Source organism: Sphingomonas sp. J344 (assembly GCF_024700005.1).
Taxonomy (GTDB): domain Bacteria; phylum Pseudomonadota; class Alphaproteobacteria; order Sphingomonadales; family Sphingomonadaceae; genus Sphingomonas.
The window spans coordinates 2,790,474-2,810,540 of record NZ_JAJONB010000001.1 but is presented as its reverse complement, the minus strand read 5'-3'; the positions used below and the strand labels follow the sequence as shown (position 1 = coordinate 2,810,540).

Below are 20,067 nucleotides of genomic sequence, written 5' to 3'. Positions count from 1 at the left end.
TGGCGCTGGTCACGACCACCGCCTAGACGTGAGACCATGAGCGATAGCCGCATCACCGGGCTTATGCGCCGCCTGACAAGTCTGGACTGGCGCGCGGGCCTCATGATCCTGATCGCGCTGCTCGGCATCGCCGTGCTCGGCCTGCTGGTGGTCAGCCAGCGCAACGCCGACGCCCAGCGCCAGGCGGCGCTCGCGCGACAGTCTGACAGCTATGAGGTAATGGTCCTCGCCCAGGGATTCGCCGCGACCGTGGCACAGGCCGAGGCGACTTTGGGCCGCTATGTCGTGGCAGGCGAGCGCCGGGTTGGGCGCGACTTTGTCGACCAATGGCGCCGCGCCGACGGCCAGCTCGGCCTGCTCGAACGTCGCGTCCGCGGCAATGCCGCACAGACTGCCCGCGCCACGCGGTTGCGCAACGCCTTCACCGCGCGGGGCGCGGAGCTGGCCGAAGTCGCCCAGAACACCAATTTCGGCCGGAACGAAGCGGCCTATGCCTATTTCAACGAAGCGCGGCGCTCGCCCCATCTCGCCGCCCTGTCGCGCGAGACGGGGGCGATCTTCGACGCCGAACGGCTGCTGCTCAGCGCCCGCGCGGAAGAAGCGCGGCTGACCGCTGCGGGCGCGGCGGCGGATACCCGCAACCTCGCGATCTTCGGCGTGCTGCTGACGGTCGGCGCGATCATCCTTGGCTGGCTCAGCGTGCGCGCGATCCGCGACCGCGCCGCCGCCGCCGCCGAGATCGAAGCGCAGCGCGCCCGATCCGAGGAGCTGGAAGCCGCCGTCGCCGCCGCCACCGCCGGGCTTCAGGCCGAAGCGCGCGAACGCGCCGCCGCCGAGGAGAAGCTCCGCCAGGTGCAGAAGATGGAGGCGGTAGGCCAGCTGACCGGCGGAATCGCGCATGATTTCAATAATATGCTCGCGGTCGTGTTGGGCGGGATCGAGCTCGCCAAACGTAACTTGCCCGACGACGCAACCGAAGCGCTGCGTCATATCGAAAACGCCGGAGAAGGTGCCAGCCGCGCTGCCGCCCTGACCCGCCAGTTGCTCGGTTTCGCACGGTCGGAGGCGCTCGCCCCCGAAGCGATCGAGCCGACCGAGTTGATCGAGGGCATGTCGGTGCTGCTCGATCGCACCCTGGGCGACGGCATCACGATCGAGACACGCAGCGCGGGAACGCAGTGGCACGTCTGGGCCGACCGCGTGCAGCTCGAAAATGCGCTGTTGAACCTGGCCGTCAACGCCCGCGACGCAATGGACGGGCGCGGGACGCTGGTGATCGCATCGGGCCATGTCGCGCTCGAGGGCGATGCTGCCGGAGAATGCGCGCCGGGTGACTATGTCAGCATCGCCGTGAGCGACACGGGTACCGGGATGACCAGGGAAGTCATGGACCGCGTGTTTGAACCCTTTTTCACCACCAAACCGGTGGGCAAGGGAACCGGGCTCGGCCTCAGCCAGATTTTCGGTTTCGCGCGCCAGTCGGGCGGGGAAGTGCGGATCGAGTCGGTCGTCGGCGAAGGGACGACGGTGACGATGCTCCTCCCCTGCCACGCCGCAACCCCCAAGGAAAAGGTCGCGCCGGAGCGGATCGGCCCGCGCGCCGGACCGCACCGTGCGCTCGACATTCTGGTGGTCGAGGATGACCCGCGCGTCCTGTCCGCCACGCTCGCCGCACTGGAGGAGCTCGGCCATCGTCCGATTGCCTGCTCCGACCCGCTCACTGCGCCGCAGATCGTCGCCGGACTGCGTTCGCTCGACCTGATCATGTCCGATGTCCTGATGCCCGGACAGACCGGCCCCGAAATGATCGCAGGGCTCCAGCCCCAGCTCGACGGGGTCGGCGTGCTGTTCGTGACCGGCTATGCCGGCGAAGCGGACCAGGATCGTTTCGCCGGGCGACCGGTACTGCGCAAGCCGTTTACGCTGGCCGCGCTCGAACAGGCGCTGGCGGATGCGATAGCCGCGCAGGCACCTGCCGACGCGCCCACAGGCTAGATTTAGCTGCAACCTTCGATATAGCGGGAGTGTTCATGCCGGGCCGGCCGGCAGTCAGTCAGTTTTGAAGGCGCGAACCACACTCGATGACCGCACTCGACCGGTACATGGCGCGCCTGATCGCGGTTCCGCTGATCTCTACGCTGTTGATCTCTGCGATGCTGCTGGTGCTCGACCGGATGCTGCGGCTGTTCGACTTCGTCGCGAGCGAGGGCGGACCGGTCAGTGTGGTGTGGCAGATGCTCGCCAATCTGCTGCCCGAATATCTCGGCCTGGGCATTCCGATCGGGTTGATGCTCGGTATCCTGCTCGCCTTCCGCCGCCTCGCCACCACTTCCGAACTCGACGTGCTGCGCGCTGTCGGCATGAGCTATGGGCGGATGCTGCGCGTCCCCTTCATGTACGCCTTCGCGCTCGCCGCGCTCAATCTCGCGATCGTCGGCTATATCCAGCCCTATGCCCGCTACAATTACGAAGGGCTGCGGTTCGAGTTGCGCACCGGTGCGCTCGGCGCGTCGATCAAGGTCGGCGAGTTCACCAATATGGGCGACCGGATGACGCTGCGGATCGAGGAGAGCCGCAACGAGGGCCGCGACCTGTCGGGCATCTTCGTCAGTGCGCGCGCGCCGGGCGGCGACATCGTCTCCGCGACCGCGGAAAAGGGACAGTTTCTGCGCACCGATGATCCCGATGTCATCATCTTTCGCCTAACCAAGGGCACGCTGGTCCACCAGTCGCCCAAGTTCGACGTTCCGCGCGTTCTCACCTTCGACGCGCACGATTTGCCGATCGATCTGCCGAAATTCGAGCAATTCCGGCAACGCGGCGAGCGTAACCTTGAGTTGACCCTGCCCGAACTCGCCAAGATCGGCGGCGACCGCAGCAAGTCGGAGGAGGAACGCGATACCAGCCGCTCCGCCTTCCACTTCCGCGTGGTTGAGGTCGCGACGATGTTCCTGCTGCCGCTGCTGGCGCTGGCACTTGGCGTGCCGCCCAAGCGATCGACCTCGGCGCTGGGGGGTCTTTCTGTCGATCGTGATGATCGTCACATATCACAAGATCAACGAATATGCGCAGGGAGTGGGCAGTCTCGGACTGGTCGATCCGCTGCTCGCCTTGTGGGGGCCGTTCCTGATCTTCGCGGGCCTGGTGCTGTGGATGTACTACACCATCGCCTATGTGCCGGGCGGACAGCCGATCGGCGCGCTTGAGAAATTCTTCGCCAAGACCTGGAAAGCCGTGGCGAAATACCTGCCCGGGCGCCGCAAGCGGAAGGTGACGGCATGATTCACGCGCTCACCGACTTCTTCCCGTCGAAAACCGTGTCATTCTACATGGCGCGCTCGTTCCTCATCAACACCTTCGCCTTTCTGTTCGGGCTGGTGCTGATCCTGCAAACGCTCGATCTGCTCAGCGAATCCGGCCGCATCCTCGCTTTCCCGGGCAATGGCGATGCCCAGGTCTGGACCTATGTCAGTCTGCGCGCGCCGCAGATCATCGCGACCTTCCTGCCCTTTTCGGTGCTGCTCGGCACCATCGTCACGTTCAGCACGATGAACCAGAATAGCGAGATCATTGCGCTCAAGGCATCGGGCCTGTCGGCGCATCAGGTGCTTGCGCCGCTGATGATCGCCGGGCTGGGCGTCGCGATCATTTCCTTCAGCTTCAACGACCGGGTCGTCGCGCGGGCCAGTTCCACGCTCGCCGCCTGGAAGAAGGTCGAATACGGCCCGCTGCCGATCGACCGGGGCGACCGCTCGAACGTCTGGGTCCGCAACGGCAGTCATTTGATCCACGCCCAACAGATCAAGGGCCGGGGCGACGCAGCGATCCTGGGCGGCGTTACGGTCTATGAGCGCGACGGGGCCGTGCTGAAGTCGCTCGTCCGTGCCAAGGCCGGGCGGCGTGAGGGCAATGGCTGGCGGGTTCAGGGCGCGGAGCGGTTCGATGTGGCGACGGGCAAGCTCACCCCGCTGGGCGATGTGATCGTCGGGCAGGGCGTGCGCCCCGACCAGTTCACCCTCGCCAATGTCGATGCCGAAAGCATGTCGTTCGGTGCGCTGAGCGAGGCGATCGACGACCTCAAGACCGCCGGCCGCCCGACCAAGGCGCTCGAAGGGTCATTGTGGCACAAACTGTCCGGCCCGCTCTCGGCGGTGCTGATGCCGCTGCTCGCCGCCGTGTTCGGCATCGCGCGATCGGGCAAATTGTTCGTCCGCGCGGTGATGGGGATGGGCCTCGGCTTCCTCTACTTCGTCGCCGACAATTTCGCGCTGGCGATGGGCAATCTCGGCGCCTACCCGCCCTTCCTCGCTGCCTGGGCGCCGTTCCTGCTGTTCGCGATGATCGGCGAGGCGGTGCTGCTCAAGAGCGAGGAATAGCCCTCCCAACGTCGCCCCGGGGCTAGACCCGGGGCCGGGCTGCCTTGCGCGCCTGAGGGAAGATGCCCCGGCCCGGGTCAAGCCCGGGCAGACGACGCGATTATTGCGCCCGTACCTTCATCGTGCTCGCCGCGAGCCGCGCCATCAAGCCGCGCAGCGTCGGGTAGTTCGCTTGCCTGTAGGTCGAGTCGGCCCCCAGCGCCTCCGACAGCCGCCGGTGCGCCTCGCCCAGCGAATGATAGGGCAGGCTCGGCAGCAGATGGTGAAGCGCATGGAAGCGCAGCCCAACCGGTGCCCACAGATAGGGCAGGAACCCGCCCGGCACGTTGACGCTGTCGAGATATTGCGCGGTCACCGTCAGCGGCTCGCCTTCATTCTCCCACAGATGCGCGACCAGAGTGCGCACCTGGTTGAGCACCGCGACGCCCGAGATCACCACCATACAGGTGAGGAACGCCTTGAGCGGCAGCACGCCGGTCGAAACCGTGGCGATCAGCGTCACCGCGACCACGCTCGCGCCGATTTCCTGCCAGCGCCACTGGCGGGCGAACTCGCCCTCGGGCGCCTTGCGCTCGAACTTGGGGTTGATCTGGAGGCCCGAATAGCGGCCCACGACAACGCGGCGCAGCTTTGACGACAGCAGCGACAGCGGCCCCAGCACGCCGAAGCGCAGCAGCAGCCCGACCGGCATCAGCGTCGACACCAGCAGGAACACCGGCAGCGTCCACGGCTTCATCAGCGCGAGCGGCAGATATTCGGGGTCCTCCACCGTGCCATAACGGGTGCGCGTGTGGTGGATCGTATGAATGCCCTCATACATGAAGCTCGGCAGCATCATCGGGATGCCGAGCAGCAGGTTCCACCCCACCCGGAAGCCGGGCAGCAACGAGTGCTTAAGGTGCGTGATCTCGTGAATGAACAGGCTGGCGCGATAGAGCGCGAGCACGGCAAGCACGCCGCTTGCCAGCGCCCAGCCGATCGACGGGGCAAGGATCGCGCCCGCCAGCGCGGCATAGCCGACTCCTGCCGAAACGAGGAAATCGCTCCAATAGATGCGCGCGCTCGGCGTCTGCAAATCGCGGGTCAGCTCCGACGCGGCGCGCAGCATCGCCTTGTCGTCGGCCATGCCGGACAAGCGGATCTTCGACGCCGCGACCGGCGCATCGGCAACACGCTCCCGCGCGGCCGCATCAAGGGCGAGACTATTCATAGCGTCCGGCATTGGCATCAGATCGTGGCCATTGCGTGGCATTTCAACACCGCCCCGGTGGGACTCGGTCCCCCAGTTGACTTGGGCGCGACAAGGCGTGACTGAATTGGCGCAAATCAACGAAAGGTGCCATTTCGTGGCCATTGCCCCGCTCGCCATCCGCCCGGTCACCACCAAGGCGGACAAGCGCGACTTCATCGAACTTGCGTACCGCCTCAACCGTGGCGATCCGAACTGGATACCGCCGCTGCGCAGCGAAGTCGCCGCCGCGATCGACCCGAAGAAGAATGGCTGGTTCAGCCATGCCGAGGCACAATTATTCCTGGCCGAACGCGACGGGCGACCCGTTGGGCGGATCGCCGCGCATATCGACCGGCTGGCGCTGGAAATGCCCGTCGAGCAGGGTTTCGGCCCCGGCACCGGCTTTTTCGGCCTGTTCGAGTCGGAGGACGACAATGTCGCGCGCGCGCTGATCAACACCGCGCAGGAGTGGCTGCGCAAGAAAGGCATGACCCGCGTCGTCGGCCCGATCTCGCTGTCGATCTGGGAGGAGCCCGGCCTGTTGATCCAGGGTCATGACCACGCCCCGATGGTGATGATGGGGCACCACAAGCCCGCCTATCGCAACTATATCGAGGATGCGGGCTTCGTACCTGTGAAGCAGCTCAAGACCTATGACCTGAATATCACCGGAGACTTTCCCCCTTTAGTCCAGCGGATCGTTGCGATGGGCGAAAAGAGCGACCGCATCCGCATCCGCACAGTCGACAAATCGCGCTTCGCTGAGGAAGCCGCGCTGATCCTGAGCATTCTCAACGACGCATGGTCGGACAATTGGGGCTTTGTCCCCCTCACCCAGCCGGAAATCGACGATGTCGGAAAAAAGCTGAAGCCGATCGTCTTCGAAAAGCTGATCCGAATTGCCGAGCTGGATGGCGAACCGGTGGCGTTCATGATCACCCTCCCCGACCTCAACGAGGTGCTCGGGCCACTCAACGGCAACCTCTTCCCGTTCGGCTGGGCAAAGCTGCTGTGGTGGCTGCATCGCGGCAAGGCGAGGGGCATGCGCGTCCCGCTGATGGGCGTCCTCAAGAAGCTGCAAGGGATCGCGCATGGCGAGCCAGCTCGCCTTCATGATGATCGAATATATCCGTCGCGACGCGATCGTCGATTTCGGCGCGACCCGAGGGGAGATCGGCTGGGTGCTCGACGATAATCAGGGGATGAATGCCATCGCCGACACGATCGAGAGCAAGGTCAATCGCGTGTACCAAATCTACGCGAAGAATCTGGGCTAAAGCCCCAGGATAGGCGGCCCGCAGCGTTAGGGGCACTGCGGGCCGCACCCTCGCTACCGTCGGGGGGCGAGGGGATCGAATTCGTCTTCGAGGATCCATTCCGCGCGGGTCTTGCACATCTTCTTCTCCAGCCGCGAACCGGCGACCGTGTACTTGACGCAGTAGCGCTTGGTGTCGGCGGCGGCCTCGGTGCCGGAGGGCGATGGCGCTGCTGCGGGGGTGTCCCGTGGCGTTGGCGCGGCGAGCGCAGGTTCGGACAGGCTGGCGGTGACCAGACCCGCAGCGAGGGCGAACATCGTGGTACGCATAACAAATCTCCCTTGAACTTCAGTGAGATATTCGTCTGACGAGACGCTTACTTGCTGGGGGCGAGCGGATCGTAACCTTGGGTGCCGATCCACATTTCGCGCGTCTTGCAGGCCCGGCGCGGCGGGCTGATGCCGGTCATCTGGAAGCGCACGCAATAGCGCGCATCCTCATCAGCGACCGGGGCTGTGGCGGGTGCGGGTGCCGGCGCGTTCGGCGTCGCGGCGGTCGAATTGGGGGTGGCCGATGCGGCCGCGAACAAAGCGGTGGCACTGGCGATCAGGGCGATGGACATGAAATTGCTCCTGGGTACTGTTGGGGCTGCGACCCGGCCTGGGCTCTTGTGTCGCAGCTGTGTTAGTGCATTAGTCATGCCAAACACTGGAGCTAAGCAATATCAGTCACTTAGGTCGTTCCGAATGAAACGAGCAGGAGATTTCTCACCGAAGGGTGGTAAATTGCGCCAACAATGCGCAATCGTTTCAGGCGCGCAACCGTACCCAGGTCGGCGCGTGGTCGCTGGCCTTTTCGCGGCCGCGATACTCCTTGTCGACGCCGGCATCGGCAAAGCGATCGGCGGCAATCGGGCTGAGGAGCAAATGATCGATCCGGAATCCCGCATCGCGCTGCCAAGCGCCTGCCTGATAATCCCAGAAGGTCCACACCCGCCCGGCGGGACAGCGCGTGCGCAGTGCGTCGGTCCATCCCTGCGCCAATAGCGCGCGATAGCCCTGGCGAGATTCCGGCTGCATCAGCGCGTCGTCCGCCATCGCCTTGACCGAATAGACATCATCGTCGTTCGGGATGACATTATAGTCGCCCGCCAGCACCACCGCTCGCTCCTCCGCGAGCAGGTCGCGCGCATGGCCGGACAATCGTTCGATCCAGCGCAGCTTGTAATCGAATTTCGGCCCCGGCACCGGATTACCGTTGGGCAGGTAGATCGACGCGATGATCACGCCGTTCACCTCCGCCTCGATATAGCGGCTATGCTCGTCCTCGGGTTCGCCTGCCAGACCGCGTTTGCGCTCGACCGGATCGATGCCCTTCGCCAGGATCGCGACGCCGTTGAAGCCCTTTTGCCCGTGCCACACTGCGCCATAGCCGGCGGCGCGGATATCCGCCTCCGGAAAGCCCTCATCTGCGGACTTCAACTCCTGAAGGCAGACCACGTCCGGCTGCTGTTCGCCGAGATATTCGATCAGGCGCGGCAGCCGCGCCTTGATCCCGTTCACATTGTAGCTGACGATCTTCACAGCGCGATCAGACGGCGAAGCTGGTGCCGCAGCCGCAACCCGATGCGGCAACTGGATTGGTCACGCGAAATGCCGCACCGCCAAGCGATTCGACGTAATCGACGCTTGCGCCCCGGACCAGGTCCAGACTGATTGAATCAACCAGCAGAGTTACGCCATCGGTCTGCGCGATCGCATCGTCTTCGGCCGGCGCATCGGCGAGCTCGAACTTGTACTGAAACCCCGAACATCCGCCACCCTCGACCGACAAGCGCAGCGTTGCGGGCTTGCCCTGCTTCGCTGCAATCGCCGCGACACGCGCGGCGGCGGCGGGCGTGAGACTGATTTCTTCGGAAAGCGCAGTTGCCATGCAGGGCAGATAGGCGCCCGCGGCGATGGCCGCAACCTAAACGGAAAAGGGCCGCCCGGCTGTGCCGGTGCGGCCCCATCCCTCTCCTGTTATCTCGTGTAGCTCAGTTGCCGCCGACGGCGGTCGCCTGAAGCTTCGCCGCGCGCTGCTCGACCTGCTCGATCACGCTGGCATTCTGCATGAACGGCATCGGGTTGAGCGCCTTGCCATCGACGCGCACTTCGTAATGAAGGTGGCTGCCGGTCGACCGACCGGTCGACCCCATCAGGCCGATCAACTGGCCACGCCGCACGCGGGTGTTCGGCGCGACAAGGATCTTCGACAGATGGCCGTAACGGGTTTCGATGCCCTTGCCGTGATTGACGGTGATCAGATTGCCATAGCCGCCAAAGCGACCGGTGCGGCCGACCACGCCATCCGCCGTGGCATAGATCGGCGTGCCGACCGGGCCGGGAATGTCGATGCCGGCATGCATCGCGGCGGCGCCGTGGAACGGATCTGACCGGACACCGAAGCTACTGGTCAACCGCATGTTCTCAACCGGCTGGAGCGACGGGATCGCGATTACCGACTGTTCGAGCACGTCGAGCTTCTGCCACGTCTGGAAGAGCGAGCGGAACTGCGCATCGGCGCTGGCTTCGCCACCGGCTGCAGCGCCCTCGGGTGCCGCCTCGAACGGGCCCCCCATGCCGCCGCCGACGAAGCGTTCGGGCTGAATGCCCATGCTGCGCAGCTGCTGCTGGGTCAGGTGCAGGCGGATCTGCGCGGTGCGCTGGGCCCTGGCGGCGAGCTGTGCCTGGCGCGCCTCGACCTGGCGGAGCGGAGCGAGCACCTCATTGGCCATGTCGCTGTCCGCGTCGAACGACACATTGGCGATCGGCGCACCGACATCGGCGGGCGAACCCGTGCCGCTCAGCACCCCGGCGATGATTTTCTGGCGCTGCTCGACGCGCGCCGCGTGAACCTTGGCGGCTTCCTTGATCGCCGCGACATCGGCCTCGAGCCGGGTCATTTCGGCGCGCATCTTTTCCATGCGGGCTTCGGGAGTTGCCTGGGTTCCCGCAACACCAGTGGCCATGATCGCGCCGAATGCGGCCTGCGACACGCCATAGGCAGAGAAGGTAACGGTAATCGCGGCGACGCCGGCGAGGATCGCCTGGGTCCGTCCGGCGACGCTGAACCGCTTGAGGTCGCGGCCATCGTGGAAGATGAAATCACGGGTCGTGAAGAGATCGCGGAACCGCGCTACGAAATTCGCGTTGAGTGCAGTGCTGACCATGAGTCCCCGGCAACCACAGACACGCGCCAATAGAGCGGCACACGCCTTCGTTAAACAATCGCGTCTGGAAGCAGCCCCTCCGCATCCGACGGATTGGGTTGAACCCGAAGGCTCACTCCACGGCAAGGCTTTCGTAATAGTCGCGCGTCAAACCGGCTGACTCGCGCGCCGAGTCGTTGAACGGAGGCTTAACCGTTCCCCGGAAGTAACGATCGATCAGCGCCCGCCATTCCCTCCGCGAATCGATTCGTCGATCTGCGCAAAGCGATTCGAACCACCGCGTCCCGGCGGCGACATGGACGATTTCGTCGCGGAAAATCCGGCCCAATACCGCCGCAGTCGGCATGTCTCCGGCGGCCTCGAACCGCTCGATCGTCGCGGGAGTTACATCCAGTCCCCGCGCCTCCAATACCATCGGCACTACCGCGAGACGTGCCGCAGCATCGTCCGCGGTATCGGTCGCCGCCTCCCACAGCCCGGCATGCGCGGGCATCGCGCCATAATGGCTGCCCAGTTGCTTCAGCCGCCGGCTGAGCAACGCGAAGTGCATCGCCTCATCCGCCCCGACCCTCATCCAGTCGTCGGTGAATGCGCGCGGGAACTGCGCGCCAAACCGCCCGACCAGGTCGAAGGCCAGGTCGATCGCGAAGAACTCGATATGCGCCAGCGCATGGATCAACGCGATCCGGCCATGCTCCGACCCCTTGCCGCGCTTTGGCATCCGGTTCGGCGGCAGCAATTCAGGCGTGGCGGGCCGCGCCGGTTCGACCGGCATCGCGACGTCGAAATCGAATGCCAGCCGCCCCAATCGCCAGTCGCGCGCGGCACGCCGGGCGGCAGCCACCTTCGCCATCGGCTCACCGGCCAGCAGGACCGCGCGCGCCGCCTCTGCCACGCTCGCCATTACGCCGCCTTCAGCTCCTTCGCGGCTTCCAGCACCTCGATCACATGGCCCGGCACGCGCACCTTGCGCCACGCGCGAACCAGCGCGCCATCGGCGTCGAACAGGAAGGTCGATCGGTCGATGCCCATATATTTCTTGCCGTACATCGACTTTTCGACCCACGAACCGAACACCTCCAGCGCCTTGCCGTCAGGGTCGGTCGCCAGCGGGATGGTCAGGTCGTATTTGTTGACGAACTTCTGGTGCTTGATCGTGTTGTCGCGCGACACGCCGAGCAGCCGCACGCCCAGCGCATCGAACTGGTTCTTGAACGCGCTGAAATCCTGCGCCTCACGGGTACAGCCCGCCGTGTCGTCCTTGGGGTAGAAATAAAGCACCAGCGGTGCCCCGATCATCCCGTCCAGACGAAATCCATTGCCATCGATGTCGATCAGCTCGACGGGGGGAATCTTGTCGCCTTCCTCGATACGCATCGTCAGCTCCCTTGCGCCCGTGCCACGCCTGCCCAGGCCGTCGCGACCTCCTGCCGGTGCCGGTCGAGCGACGCAACCACCTCGTTCCACTCCGCTGCTCCGACGGCATGCGCTACCATCGCGCGGGTCGCCTCGCCTGGCGGCTGCGCGTCGGGTGCCACCAGCCGCATCGTCACCAGCAGGCGGGTCAGGAAATCATGCGCCGGACCAATCGTCGCCGGGAGCAATCCATCGGCCACCAGCGCATCCACCGCATCGCGCAATCCCGGCGCAAATCCGGTGCGTCGAACCAGCTGGAGCGTGTGAACCGCGAATTCCAGATCGACCAGCCCGCCCGGGAGCAGCTTGGCATCAAGCGGCCCCTTTGGCGGCTTGTGGGCGGCCATGTCGGCGCGCATCTTCGCCGCTTCTGCCGCGATGTCGCGAGCTGGACGATCGCCGTGGAGCACCTGGTCGATGACCTGCACCACCGCCCCGCGCCCCGTCGGAGAGCCAAACACCGCACGGGCGCGCGTGAGGGCCATATGCTCCCAGGTCCATGCCTCCTCGCGCTGGTAGCGGGCGAAGCCTTCGAGCGAGACCACCAGCGGCCCCTGCGCGCCGGACGGCCGCAGCCGCGTATCCACCTCGTACAGCGCCCCGGCGGCGGTCGCGACCGACAGCGCCGCGATCACGCGCTGGGCAAGGCGGTTGTAATAGGTGACTGCACCAAGCGGCTTCTCGCCATCGGATTCGCCTAGGTGATCGCCGGTAAAGACGAAGACGAGGTCGAGGTCGCTGGCATGGGTCAGCGCCCCGCCCCCAAATCTGCCGAGCGCGAGGATCACCAGTTCGCTGCCGGGAACACGGCCGTGGCGAACCGCGAATTCCTCCACCGTTGCCTGCGCCAGCACCGCCAGCGCCGCTTCGGCCACCCGCGCATAGCCTGCGGAGACCTCAAGCGGGTCGCCTGCACCCGCGACGATCTGCGCGCCCAGCGCAAATCTTTTCTCGCCGACAATCTGGCGGACATGGTCGAGTAATCGCTGATAATCGTCCCCGGCCTCGCGCTGTGTCATCGCTTTGGCCAACTCCGCGACCGGTCCGACCGGGGCCAATGCGCTCGCGTCGATCAGTCCGTCGAGCAGATCCACCCGCCGTGCCAGCGCATCGGCCAAGGTCGGCGCATGGCTCAGAATCGTCCCGAGCAGCCGCGCCAGCGTGGGCCGCGCTTCGAGCAAATGGAACAGGTTGAGCGCGGTCGGCAGCCGCGACAGGATCGTATCGAGCCGCGCCAGCGCGGCACCCGGATCGGGCGACTGGCCAATTGCCGCGATCAGCGGGGGCAACGCCGCCTCCATCGCCGCCCGCGCGGGCGGACTGCGCAGCGCGGCATAACGCCCGCTGCGCCACCCCTCGATCAGCCGCGTCGCCCCGGCTGGATCGGCGAACCCCGCCTCGGCCAACCCCGCCTCGCCCACCGCAGCCCCCGTTGCACCGGCCCCGCCATCCTCGCTGTCGAGTGCATCGTAGATTCGCCCGACCGCCTCGACATGCGGACGCAGCAGGTCGAGCAGGTCGCCGCCGTCGTCGAGCCCGTGCAGCCGCGCCACGCCGTCCAGCGCCTCGCCATGCGGCAGACTGTGGGTTTGACGGTCATCGACCATCTGCACGCGATGCTCGATCGTGCGGAACAGGATATACGCCTCCCGCAGCTGCCGCGCCTCTTCGGCATCGATCCGCCCCGCCGCCGCCAGTGCGGCAAGCGCGTCGAGCGTCGCCGGTGCGCGCAAGGCGGGGTCGCGCCCGCCATGGATCAGCTGGTGGATCTGCGCGAAGAACTCCACCTCACGGATGCCGCCGCGCCCGCGCTTCAGGTCGAACCCTGGCCCGAACGCCTGACCCTGCGCATGATGGTCGCGGATGCGGCGCGAGATGCCGCGGATCTCGCGGATCGTCCCGAAGTCCACCGCACGGCGCCACACGAACGGGCGGATCGTGTCGAGGAACCCCTGCCCCAGCGCGCAGTCGCCCGCAGCCGCACGCGAACGGATGAATGCAGCGCGCTCCCAGGGCAGTGCCTGTGACTCGTAATAGCTGATCGCCGCCTCGGCGGGCAGCACGATGGGGGTGACCTCGGGCGATGGCCGCAGCCGCAGGTCGATCCGCAGCACATAGCCATCGGCGTCGCGCGCCTGCAGGATTTCGACCACGCGCCGGCCGATCCGCACCGCCGCCTCCTCGACTGCGTCGCGCTCGCGGTGCGGCAGTGTGGCGGGGTCAAAAATCAGAATGGGGTCGATGTCGGATGAATAATTGAGTTCATGGCTCCCCTGTTTGCCCAGCGCGATGCCGGCCAGCCCGCGCGGCTCGCCCCCGGGCACCCGCTCGACAATCGCTGCCCCGATCGCTGCGTCGAGCGCGTAATCGGCGAAATCGGACAGGTTGCGCGTGATCGAAACGAAGTCGAGTTGTCCCGACATGTCGCCGATCGCCGCCGCCAGCGCCAGCCGCCGCCGTTCGATCCGCAGTCTGCGGGGCAGCGGCATATCGGGATCGTTGACCCGCGCCGAGCCCAGCGGATCGCGGGATGCGACGGCGATATTGGCCATCAGCTCCGCCTCCCGCTCGATCAGATTGGAGAGGAAGGGCGAGTGGCGCGCGGCCCGCGCGATGGCACTGTCGAGCGCGAGATCGGATCCGCTCATCCGTTTTGTTTCGGTTTGCGATCAGACGATTTCTGATCTGTCAAGCAACAAATTTCAAAAAGAAACGTTCTGTACTGCATGGGTTCTCACGCACCTCGATCGCCTGAACGGCGCAGCGATAGCGGCTACTGGGTCGAAGCGCCACGCACGACCGACGCGATCGGCTTCGTGCTGCGCGACGCCTATGTCGGCGACCACGGGCTGCCCGATGAGATGCAGGATTTGTTGAGCCAGCTGTGCGAAATGCGCAGCGAGACCGGCGGACGCGACAGTCACGGGTGATCGAACTGCCGCGAACGTTCGATCAGTCCCGGCTCAGTTCGTCCACTTCATCCATGATCGTGTCCAGAGCGCTGCGCCCGTCGCTGACATGGTCAGCGCGTGAGGGCAGGTCGCCGCCGCTCATCAACGCTTCCAGCGCGACGCGACCGCGCGCCACCCGGCTCTTGATCGTGCCGACCGCGACGCCGCAGATCTCGGCCGCCTCCTCATAGGCAAAACCGCCCGCACCAACCAGAATCAGCGCCTCGCGCTGCGGCTGAGGCAGGTGCAGCAGCGCGCGCTGCATATCGGCCAGTTCGACATGGCGGTCCTGGCTGGCCGGCGCCGCCAGGATGCGATCGGCGACCAGATCGTCCCATTCGCCCTTGAACCGGGCGCGGCGCATCTGGCTGAGATACAGGTTGCGCAGGATGATGAAGGTCCAGGCGCGCATATTGGTCCCGGCCTGAAACCGCTGACGCGCGGCCCACGCCTTCATCAGCGTCTCCTGAACCAGATCGTCGGCAAGGTCGCGGCTGCCCGAAAGCGAACGTCCGAACGCGCGCAAATGCGGGATCACGAGCGCAAGCTGTTTCTTGAACTCCGGATCGGAGAGCGCAACATGCTCCACTTGCGTGTAATCTTCGGTATCGCTCATTGGAGTCCGTTCATCTGGCGCGGCGTTCTACCGCCCGCTGAAGATAGGTGTGCCGGCCGCATCTGCCATCCCGCACGGGTCAGATCAGCAGATACACTGCATAGATCACCACGATCAGCGTCAGTGAGATGGCGAGGATGTAACGGGTCATGTGCGGGGTCGCCCCGGCGCGGACACGATCCGTCTCGTAATGGGGGGGGTCGTTTGGGTCAGCCATGACCCTCTCAACCCCCCAGAACCGTTTTAGGTCCGTAAGAAATGGAACTTTCAGTTCGCGGGCACGGTCGCCTGGTCGAAAAACAGCGCCTGACTGATCGCCGCCTTCACCGTCGAACGCTGGAACGGCTTGGTAATCAGGAAGGTCGGCTCGGGGCGCTCCCCGGTCAGCAAACGCTCAGGGAACGCGGTGATGAAGATCACGGGCACGTTGAACTGTGCGAGGATGTCCTTGACCGCATCGATGCCCGAACTGTCGTCGGCCAGCTGAATGTCGGCAAGGACAAGGCCGGGGCGATCCTCCAGCGCCAGCGCGACCGCCTCGTCGCGGGTAACCGCGACCCCGGTGACGTCATGGCCCTGATCGCGGACGATCGTCTCAAGGTCCATCGCGATCAGCGGCTCATCCTCGATGATCAGCACGCGCGCGCGGGTCTGGCGCTCGATCTCCGACAACGCCTGCGAGACGAGGTCCTCGACCGAATCGGCGGATTCGTCGAGCAGATAGGCAGCGTCCTCGCTGGTGAATCCCTCCATCGCGGTCAGCAGCAGCGCCTGGCGCGAACGCGGCGCGAGCCGGGCGAGCCGGGCGCGGGCAATCGCCTCATTCTCGGTGGGATTGCCGACATCGCCTGGATCGCGATCGGCGTCGGGATGCGTCGAACCCCAGATTGCCTGGAAGGTGCGGTACAGGCCGAGCCGCGGGTCCACGCTGCGCGGAAATTCGTCCGGTGCCGCGACGATCGCTTCAAGCGTCGCGCGGACATAACGGTCGCCCTCGGTCTGGCTGCCGGTGAGCGCGCGGCCATAGCGGCGCAAAAAGGGAAGATGAGGCGCGAGCTGCTGTCCAAGCGACATGGGAACATATTCTCCTTCGGCGATACCGGCTGTTTGGCTGCGGTATCGGTGCATTACAAGTCGGCTGCTGGTCCAAAGGAAGCCCCTCCCCGGATTTCGCATCGCCTGTGGAACAAACGAGCTTGGGATTGGTTTCATCCCCGCTGCACGACCATGACGTCGTTCAGTCCGCGACTTGCAGCCGCGTCAGTTTTTGTGCATCCGCCCACGACCCGGGCAATCAGGGGGACGAGGTGTTTTCGGCCGACGATAAAAGTAAAACACCGCAGCGGACAGGCGGAGACCAGCCGTCGCGCAAGAGCGGCGCGGCGCCTCAGGCTGACCGCAACATTGGCGATGCATTGCGTCGCGTCTATCAGGATGCCGCCAGCGAGGATGTTCCCGACGACCTGCTCGACCTGCTCCGCAAGCTCGATTAATCTTGGGCCCGATGGAGGGGGATGAGCTTACGCGCCGCACCAGCGCCAGCCCCTTGGCGGCGGTTGCGCGGATGCCGACCGGTGCCAAGGTTTTCCTGATTTTAAGCGGTGCGCTGTTGCCGCTCGCGCTGATCGCCTTTCTCGCCTCGCTGCAAACCACCCGCATCGCCGATCAGGAAGTTCGCGCGCGTCTGCGCATCGCGATCGGCGAGTCCGCACGCTCGCTTCGCGGCGAGCTTGCGTGGGAATTGCGCGAAGTGCGCAGCGCGCTCCCGGCAACACCCAGCGAAGCACCCAATTGCGGTCGCCTCGCCGGCCTGTTCGAACCTCTAGCGCCGGAGGGTATTCGTTATGCGGTGCTCGACCCGTCGAAACGACTGATCTGCGGGCAGCCCCTGCCCTCGGTCGCCTCAGCAGGTGGTGCTTCTGACACGGTTCCGATTCGCCTGATCCCCGGCACCGGGGCGCAGATCGAGGTGACGGGCGCTGCGGGTCACGTTGCGCGTGCCTTTTTCCCCACCGATTTCCTCGCAAAGTCTGCCGCACCGACCGGTATGACGGGGGAGTTCGGCATGGAACTGCTCAGCGCGGATCGTTCGCTGGTCCTGCGCGAACTCAATGCCCCCCACCCTGCTCGCGCGGACCGAGACCCAGGTCGTCGATCTGGATATCGAGAATCTGGGATTGCAAATGACGGTCCCCAGCGCGCCGGTCACCTCTTCCGCGATCATCGCCGCACTGTCGCCCTTCCTGATGTGGTTCCTCGCCGCCGCGATCGCCTGGTTCGTGGTCGATCGACTGCTGATCCGCCCGCTGCGGCGGCTGCGCACCACCGTCGGCGCCTATCAACCGGGCGAAGTGATCGACCCCGTAGCGGGCAGCGACATTCCCGCGCAGGAAATCCGCGCGCTGGGCGACACGTTCCGGGAACTGAGTCGCACCGTGCAACTGCACGAGCGCGACCTGGCGGAAGGTCTTTCCCGCCAGACCAAGCTGACTCGCGAGGTGCATCACCGGGTCAAGAACAACCTTCAGGTGATCGCCAGCCTCATCAATTTCCACGCCCGCGTCGCCGCCGAACCGGGCGCGCTGGAGGCATATGCGTCGATCCAGCGCCGGGTCGACGCCCTCGCCGTCGTCCACCGCCACCATTATGCCGGGTTCGAGGATACGCGCGGGATCGAGATCCGGGCCGTAATCGGCGAGCTTGCGTCCAACATCCGCGCCACCGCGCCTCAGGGCAATGCCGTCGGCATCCTGCTCAATATCGAACCGCTGCTTGTGTCACAGGACGCGGCAGTCGCGATCTCGTTCCTGATTACCGAGATCGTCGAGCTGGCGATGCAGGCGTCGCCCGGCCCGCAGATCAACATCTCGACCCAGACCGACCCCGCGACGCCGGAAAGCGCGACGCTGCGCATCAGTTCGGCTGCGCTCGCCGACTCCTCCGAATTCGCTGCACTATACGAGCACCGCTACGGTCGCGTCATCGGCGGGCTGGTGCGGCAGCTCCGCTCACATCTGCATCACGACCCGATGATCGGCGCGTTCGAACTCGCCGTAGCCATCACCGGGCGCACCTGAAAAAATATTCGAAAAATCGTGCAGCGCGCGGAACCCCGGATCGGGTTCGCCGTTTTACACTTCGGATAGTGACCTTTTGCCCCCCGCTCTCGCTATCCACGACACAGGCCCGGAAGCGTCAACCCCTCCCCCCGGTGACGCTTTCGGGCCTTATTCGTCTCGGCGACATCACCCAACCCGTTCGAATCACACGCGGAACGAACCCGCGCGCCGTGCATTAGTCCTGCGCAACAGCGCGATTTGGAGAAGAGTGATGCGCAAGATTTTGACCCTGGCGATGCTCGCGAGCGGCCTCGCCCTGTCGGCATGCAACACGATCGAAGGCGTTGGCCGCGACGTATCCTCCGCAGGCGAAACGGTCGCGAAAACCGCCGACGGCGCCAAATAAGCCGAAGCTTACCCTATCCCTCACCTGCGGCGGCTTCGGCCGCCGCTTCCTTTCACGCCGCCTGCGGGTGAACCAGATCGCCACCAGTGACAGGAAATAGAGCCCGCACAGCGGCCCCGCGAGCAACAATTGTGATCCGATATCCGGCGGAGTCAGCACAGCGGCGATCGCAAAGGCGGCAACAACAGCGTAGCGCCAGGCCGATTTGAGCTGTTCATAGGTGACGATACCCGCCCGCTCGAGCAGCATCAGCAGCACCGGCAGCAGGAACGAGATGCCGAACGCGAAGATGAACTGCATCACGAAGTCGAGATAATTGCCGACGGCTGGCAGCGCTTCCTGCGTCACCCCGCCGCCCAGATCGCCTTCCAGACCGAGCAAGAAGTTGAGCGCCACCGGGATTGCGAAATAATAGGCCAGCGCCGCGCCCGACCCGAACAGCACCGGCGTCGCCAGCAGGAACGGCAGCAGCGCGCGCTTTTCCTTGCGGTACAGCCCCGGCGCGACGAACTGCCACAGCTGGTTTGCGATGATCGGGAAGGACAGCATCAGCGCGCCGAAAAATCCGACCTTGATCTGCACCATGAACGCTTCGAAAATCTGGGTAAAGATCAGCTTGTCCTGTCCCGCCGCCGCCAGCGGATGGACCAGGAAACCGAAGATCGGCTTGGCAAAATAGAAGCACAGGATGAAGGTCGCGACCAACGCCATCACGCAATAGAGCAATCGGCGACGCAGCTCGATCAGATGGTCGAGCAAGGGCGCTTCGGTGTTGGCCAGTTCGTCGCTGTCGCTCACGACTCCGCCTTCTTCTTGCGCGGCGTGCGGGGTTTGCGGGCGGGCGTGGCCACCGGGGCATCAGGGACAGGTTCCACTGGATCCCCCTTGAACTCGGGTGCAGGGGTCAACACCGGCGCAGCGTCGCCCATATCCTCAGCCAATCGGGCCGACTCCGCGCCGGCCTCGTCAGGATTGTGCATCGGCCCGGCGAGCATCTTTTCGGGCGGGTATTCGCGCATGATCCGCGCATTTTCCTCGGCCCATTTCTTTTCCATCTCGGCCAGTTCGGACTCGCGCACCATCGTGTCCAGCCCGCTGCGGAACTGGCTCGCGACGCGGCGCGCCTTGCCGACCCATTGACCGACGAAGCGCATCGCTTTTGGCAAGTCCTTCGGCCCGATCACCAGCAGGGCGACGATGCCCACCACCAGAAATTCGGGTGCGTTGAAATCGAGCATCGATCAGCCGGTCCGCAAGGCCGCGGCACGGGGCCGCGGCGAAAAACTCAGCGCTCTTCCTGCGCAGGGCGCGCGTCGGTCTGCGTCTGGGGCTGCGGGTCGACGACACGCTTCGCCTCGATCTCGGCGGGCTTGGCGGCAGCCTCGTCGTCGTCGGCCATGCCCTTCTTGAACTGCTTGATGCCCTTGGCGACGTCACCCATCATGTTCGAGAAGCGGCTGCCTCCGAACAGAAGGATTACGAGAACACCGACGATCAGCCAGTGCATCAGACTCATGCTACCCATCGGAACTCTCCGTTGATTCC

General features: G+C 65.4%; 20 protein-coding genes and 3 pseudogenes. 8 read left to right on the top strand and 15 right to left on the bottom strand.

What is annotated here, in order from left to right; translation table 11 throughout:
• Positions 1 to 36 precede the first annotated feature (36 nt).
• The 3 genes and pseudogenes from LRS12_RS14280 to lptG all read left to right on the top strand — a co-directional run bounded on the left by LRS12_RS14280 (position 37) and on the right by lptG (position 4,376).
• Complete coding sequence (locus tag LRS12_RS14280) at positions 37 to 1,995, top strand: ATP-binding protein (protein WP_257845114.1); 1,959 nt, start codon at positions 37 to 39, stop codon at positions 1,993 to 1,995.
• Positions 1,996 to 2,081: 86 nt separating this feature from the next.
• Positions 2,082 to 3,282 (top strand): annotated as a pseudogene (gene lptF, locus LRS12_RS14275) (LPS export ABC transporter permease LptF).
• A complete protein-coding gene (lptG, locus tag LRS12_RS14270; protein ID WP_257845113.1) occupies positions 3,279 to 4,376 on the top strand; it encodes an LPS export ABC transporter permease LptG in 1,098 nt (365 codons plus the stop codon). Before lptF ends, lptG begins: the two are co-directional and overlap by 4 nt.
• Before the next feature lie 100 nt (positions 4,377 to 4,476).
• Here the strand turns inward: lptG and LRS12_RS14265 are convergent, their stop codons facing one another.
• Positions 4,477 to 5,586, bottom strand: coding sequence for a fatty acid desaturase (locus LRS12_RS14265; RefSeq protein ID WP_257845112.1), 1,110 nt, complete (start codon positions 5,584 to 5,586; stop codon positions 4,477 to 4,479).
• Between the two features lie 136 nt (positions 5,587 to 5,722).
• Here LRS12_RS14265 and LRS12_RS14260 point away from each other — a divergent pair.
• Positions 5,723 to 6,884, top strand: a pseudogene (locus LRS12_RS14260) (N-acetyltransferase).
• Between the two features lie 53 nt (positions 6,885 to 6,937).
• Here LRS12_RS14260 and LRS12_RS14255 read toward each other — a convergent pair.
• The 8 genes from LRS12_RS14255 to glnE form a co-directional block, all read right to left on the bottom strand.
• Positions 6,938 to 7,192: a hypothetical protein gene (locus LRS12_RS14255; protein ID WP_257845111.1), complete on the bottom strand. Its 255-nt coding sequence runs from the start codon at positions 7,190 to 7,192 to the stop codon at positions 6,938 to 6,940.
• A gap of 47 nt (positions 7,193 to 7,239) precedes the next feature.
• Complete coding sequence (locus LRS12_RS14250) at positions 7,240 to 7,485, bottom strand: hypothetical protein (protein WP_257845110.1); 246 nt, start codon at positions 7,483 to 7,485, stop codon at positions 7,240 to 7,242.
• Positions 7,486 to 7,672: 187 nt separating this feature from the next.
• Positions 7,673 to 8,446 carry an exodeoxyribonuclease III gene (gene xth / locus LRS12_RS14245; RefSeq protein WP_257845109.1) on the bottom strand — a complete coding sequence of 258 codons (774 nt, stop codon included), beginning with the start codon at positions 8,444 to 8,446 and terminating at the stop codon, positions 7,673 to 7,675.
• Positions 8,447 to 8,453: 7 nt separating this feature from the next.
• Positions 8,454 to 8,795 carry an iron-sulfur cluster insertion protein ErpA gene (gene erpA / locus LRS12_RS14240; RefSeq protein ID WP_257845108.1) on the bottom strand — a complete coding sequence of 114 codons (342 nt, stop codon included), beginning with the start codon at positions 8,793 to 8,795 and terminating at the stop codon, positions 8,454 to 8,456.
• A 103-nt stretch (positions 8,796 to 8,898) separates the two neighbouring features.
• On the bottom strand, positions 8,899 to 10,074 hold the full coding sequence (locus LRS12_RS14235; RefSeq protein WP_257845107.1) for a M23 family metallopeptidase: 1,176 nt from the start codon (positions 10,072 to 10,074) through the stop codon (positions 8,899 to 8,901).
• 112 nt (positions 10,075 to 10,186) lie between these two features.
• Positions 10,187 to 10,978, bottom strand: coding sequence for a ferritin-like domain-containing protein (locus LRS12_RS14230; protein ID WP_257845106.1), 792 nt, complete (start codon positions 10,976 to 10,978; stop codon positions 10,187 to 10,189).
• Positions 10,978 to 11,451, bottom strand: coding sequence for a peroxiredoxin (locus tag LRS12_RS14225; protein ID WP_257845105.1), 474 nt, complete (start codon positions 11,449 to 11,451; stop codon positions 10,978 to 10,980). Before LRS12_RS14225 ends, LRS12_RS14230 begins: the two co-directional genes overlap by 1 nt.
• A 2-nt stretch (positions 11,452 to 11,453) precedes the next feature.
• Positions 11,454 to 14,138 (bottom strand): bifunctional [glutamate--ammonia ligase]-adenylyl-L-tyrosine phosphorylase/[glutamate--ammonia-ligase] adenylyltransferase, encoded by a 2,685-nt coding sequence (gene glnE / locus LRS12_RS14220; RefSeq protein WP_257845104.1) that lies wholly within the window; start codon positions 14,136 to 14,138, stop codon positions 11,454 to 11,456.
• Between the two features lie 78 nt (positions 14,139 to 14,216).
• Between glnE and LRS12_RS14215 the strand changes: the two genes are divergently transcribed.
• Complete coding sequence (locus LRS12_RS14215; RefSeq protein ID WP_257845103.1) at positions 14,217 to 14,420, top strand: hypothetical protein; 204 nt, start codon at positions 14,217 to 14,219, stop codon at positions 14,418 to 14,420.
• 22 nt (positions 14,421 to 14,442) lie between these two features.
• On the opposite strand, the gene LRS12_RS14210 is transcribed toward LRS12_RS14215, so the two are convergent.
• From LRS12_RS14210 to LRS12_RS14200, 3 genes are all read right to left on the bottom strand, one after another.
• Complete coding sequence (locus LRS12_RS14210) at positions 14,443 to 15,057, bottom strand: sigma-70 family RNA polymerase sigma factor (RefSeq protein WP_257845102.1); 615 nt, start codon at positions 15,055 to 15,057, stop codon at positions 14,443 to 14,445.
• Between the two features lie 79 nt (positions 15,058 to 15,136).
• Positions 15,137 to 15,274, bottom strand: a complete 138-nt coding sequence (locus tag LRS12_RS14205) for a hypothetical protein (protein ID WP_257845101.1) — start codon at positions 15,272 to 15,274, stop codon at positions 15,137 to 15,139.
• Between the two features lie 50 nt (positions 15,275 to 15,324).
• Positions 15,325 to 16,131, bottom strand: a complete 807-nt coding sequence (locus LRS12_RS14200; RefSeq protein ID WP_257845100.1) for a response regulator — start codon at positions 16,129 to 16,131, stop codon at positions 15,325 to 15,327.
• Between the two features lie 107 nt (positions 16,132 to 16,238).
• On the opposite strand from LRS12_RS14200, the gene LRS12_RS14195 reads away from it, so the two are divergent.
• The 3 genes from LRS12_RS14195 to LRS12_RS14185 all read left to right on the top strand — a co-directional run bounded on the left by LRS12_RS14195 (position 16,239) and on the right by LRS12_RS14185 (position 18,522).
• Positions 16,239 to 16,550, top strand: a complete 312-nt coding sequence (locus LRS12_RS14195) for a NepR family anti-sigma factor (RefSeq protein WP_257845099.1) — start codon at positions 16,239 to 16,241, stop codon at positions 16,548 to 16,550.
• A gap of 618 nt (positions 16,551 to 17,168) precedes the next feature.
• On the top strand, positions 17,169 to 18,134 hold the full coding sequence (locus LRS12_RS14190; protein WP_257845098.1) for a sensor histidine kinase: 966 nt from the start codon (positions 17,169 to 17,171) through the stop codon (positions 18,132 to 18,134).
• 253 nt (positions 18,135 to 18,387) lie between these two features.
• The gene (locus LRS12_RS14185; protein ID WP_257845520.1) at positions 18,388 to 18,522 is read left to right on the top strand and encodes an entericidin A/B family lipoprotein; all 135 of its coding nucleotides are present in this window, start codon (positions 18,388 to 18,390) and stop codon (positions 18,520 to 18,522) included.
• Positions 18,523 to 18,567: 45 nt separating this feature from the next.
• On the opposite strand, the pseudogene tatC reads toward LRS12_RS14185, so the two are convergent.
• The 3 genes and pseudogenes from tatC to LRS12_RS14170 form a co-directional block, all read right to left on the bottom strand.
• Positions 18,568 to 19,320, bottom strand: a pseudogene (tatC, locus tag LRS12_RS14180) (twin-arginine translocase subunit TatC); the annotation flags it as partial.
• Positions 19,317 to 19,760: a Sec-independent protein translocase protein TatB gene (tatB, locus tag LRS12_RS14175; protein ID WP_257845097.1), complete on the bottom strand. Its 444-nt coding sequence runs from the start codon at positions 19,758 to 19,760 to the stop codon at positions 19,317 to 19,319. The gene tatB and the pseudogene tatC, both read right to left, overlap by 4 nt.
• A 47-nt stretch (positions 19,761 to 19,807) precedes the next feature.
• Entirely contained in the window at positions 19,808 to 20,047 is a 240-nt protein-coding gene (locus LRS12_RS14170) for a twin-arginine translocase TatA/TatE family subunit (RefSeq protein ID WP_257845096.1), read from the bottom strand.
• Positions 20,048 to 20,067 lie beyond the last annotated feature (20 nt).

Bases quoted from the DNA above. Each gene is read 5' to 3' on its own strand.
- LRS12_RS14280 (WP_257845114.1), top strand. From the start codon at position 37: ATGAGCGATAGCCGCATCACCGGGCTTATGCGCCGCCTGACAAGTCTG.
- lptG (WP_257845113.1), top strand. From the start codon at position 3,279: ATGATTCACGCGCTCACCGACTTCTTCCCGTCGAAAACCGTGTCATTC.
- LRS12_RS14265 (WP_257845112.1), bottom strand. From the start codon at position 5,586: ATGAATAGTCTCGCCCTTGATGCGGCCGCGCGGGAGCGTGTTGCCGAT.
- LRS12_RS14255 (WP_257845111.1), bottom strand. From the start codon at position 7,192: ATGCGTACCACGATGTTCGCCCTCGCTGCGGGTCTGGTCACCGCCAGC.
- LRS12_RS14250 (WP_257845110.1), bottom strand. From the start codon at position 7,485: ATGTCCATCGCCCTGATCGCCAGTGCCACCGCTTTGTTCGCGGCCGCA.
- erpA (WP_257845108.1), bottom strand. From the start codon at position 8,795: ATGGCAACTGCGCTTTCCGAAGAAATCAGTCTCACGCCCGCCGCCGCC.
- LRS12_RS14235 (WP_257845107.1), bottom strand. From the start codon at position 10,074: ATGGTCAGCACTGCACTCAACGCGAATTTCGTAGCGCGGTTCCGCGAT.
- LRS12_RS14230 (WP_257845106.1), bottom strand. From the start codon at position 10,978: ATGGCGAGCGTGGCAGAGGCGGCGCGCGCGGTCCTGCTGGCCGGTGAG.
- LRS12_RS14225 (WP_257845105.1), bottom strand. From the start codon at position 11,451: ATGCGTATCGAGGAAGGCGACAAGATTCCCCCCGTCGAGCTGATCGAC.
- glnE (WP_257845104.1), bottom strand. From the start codon at position 14,138: ATGAGCGGATCCGATCTCGCGCTCGACAGTGCCATCGCGCGGGCCGCG.
- LRS12_RS14215 (WP_257845103.1), top strand. From the start codon at position 14,217: ATGGGTTCTCACGCACCTCGATCGCCTGAACGGCGCAGCGATAGCGGC.
- LRS12_RS14210 (WP_257845102.1), bottom strand. From the start codon at position 15,057: ATGAGCGATACCGAAGATTACACGCAAGTGGAGCATGTTGCGCTCTCC.
- LRS12_RS14205 (WP_257845101.1), bottom strand. From the start codon at position 15,274: ATGGCTGACCCAAACGACCCCCCCCATTACGAGACGGATCGTGTCCGC.
- LRS12_RS14200 (WP_257845100.1), bottom strand. From the start codon at position 16,131: ATGTCGCTTGGACAGCAGCTCGCGCCTCATCTTCCCTTTTTGCGCCGC.
- LRS12_RS14190 (WP_257845098.1), top strand. From the start codon at position 17,169: ATGCCCCCCACCCTGCTCGCGCGGACCGAGACCCAGGTCGTCGATCTG.
- LRS12_RS14185 (WP_257845520.1), top strand. From the start codon at position 18,388: ATGCGCAAGATTTTGACCCTGGCGATGCTCGCGAGCGGCCTCGCCCTG.
- tatB (WP_257845097.1), bottom strand. From the start codon at position 19,760: ATGCTCGATTTCAACGCACCCGAATTTCTGGTGGTGGGCATCGTCGCC.
- LRS12_RS14170 (WP_257845096.1), bottom strand. From the start codon at position 20,047: ATGGGTAGCATGAGTCTGATGCACTGGCTGATCGTCGGTGTTCTCGTA.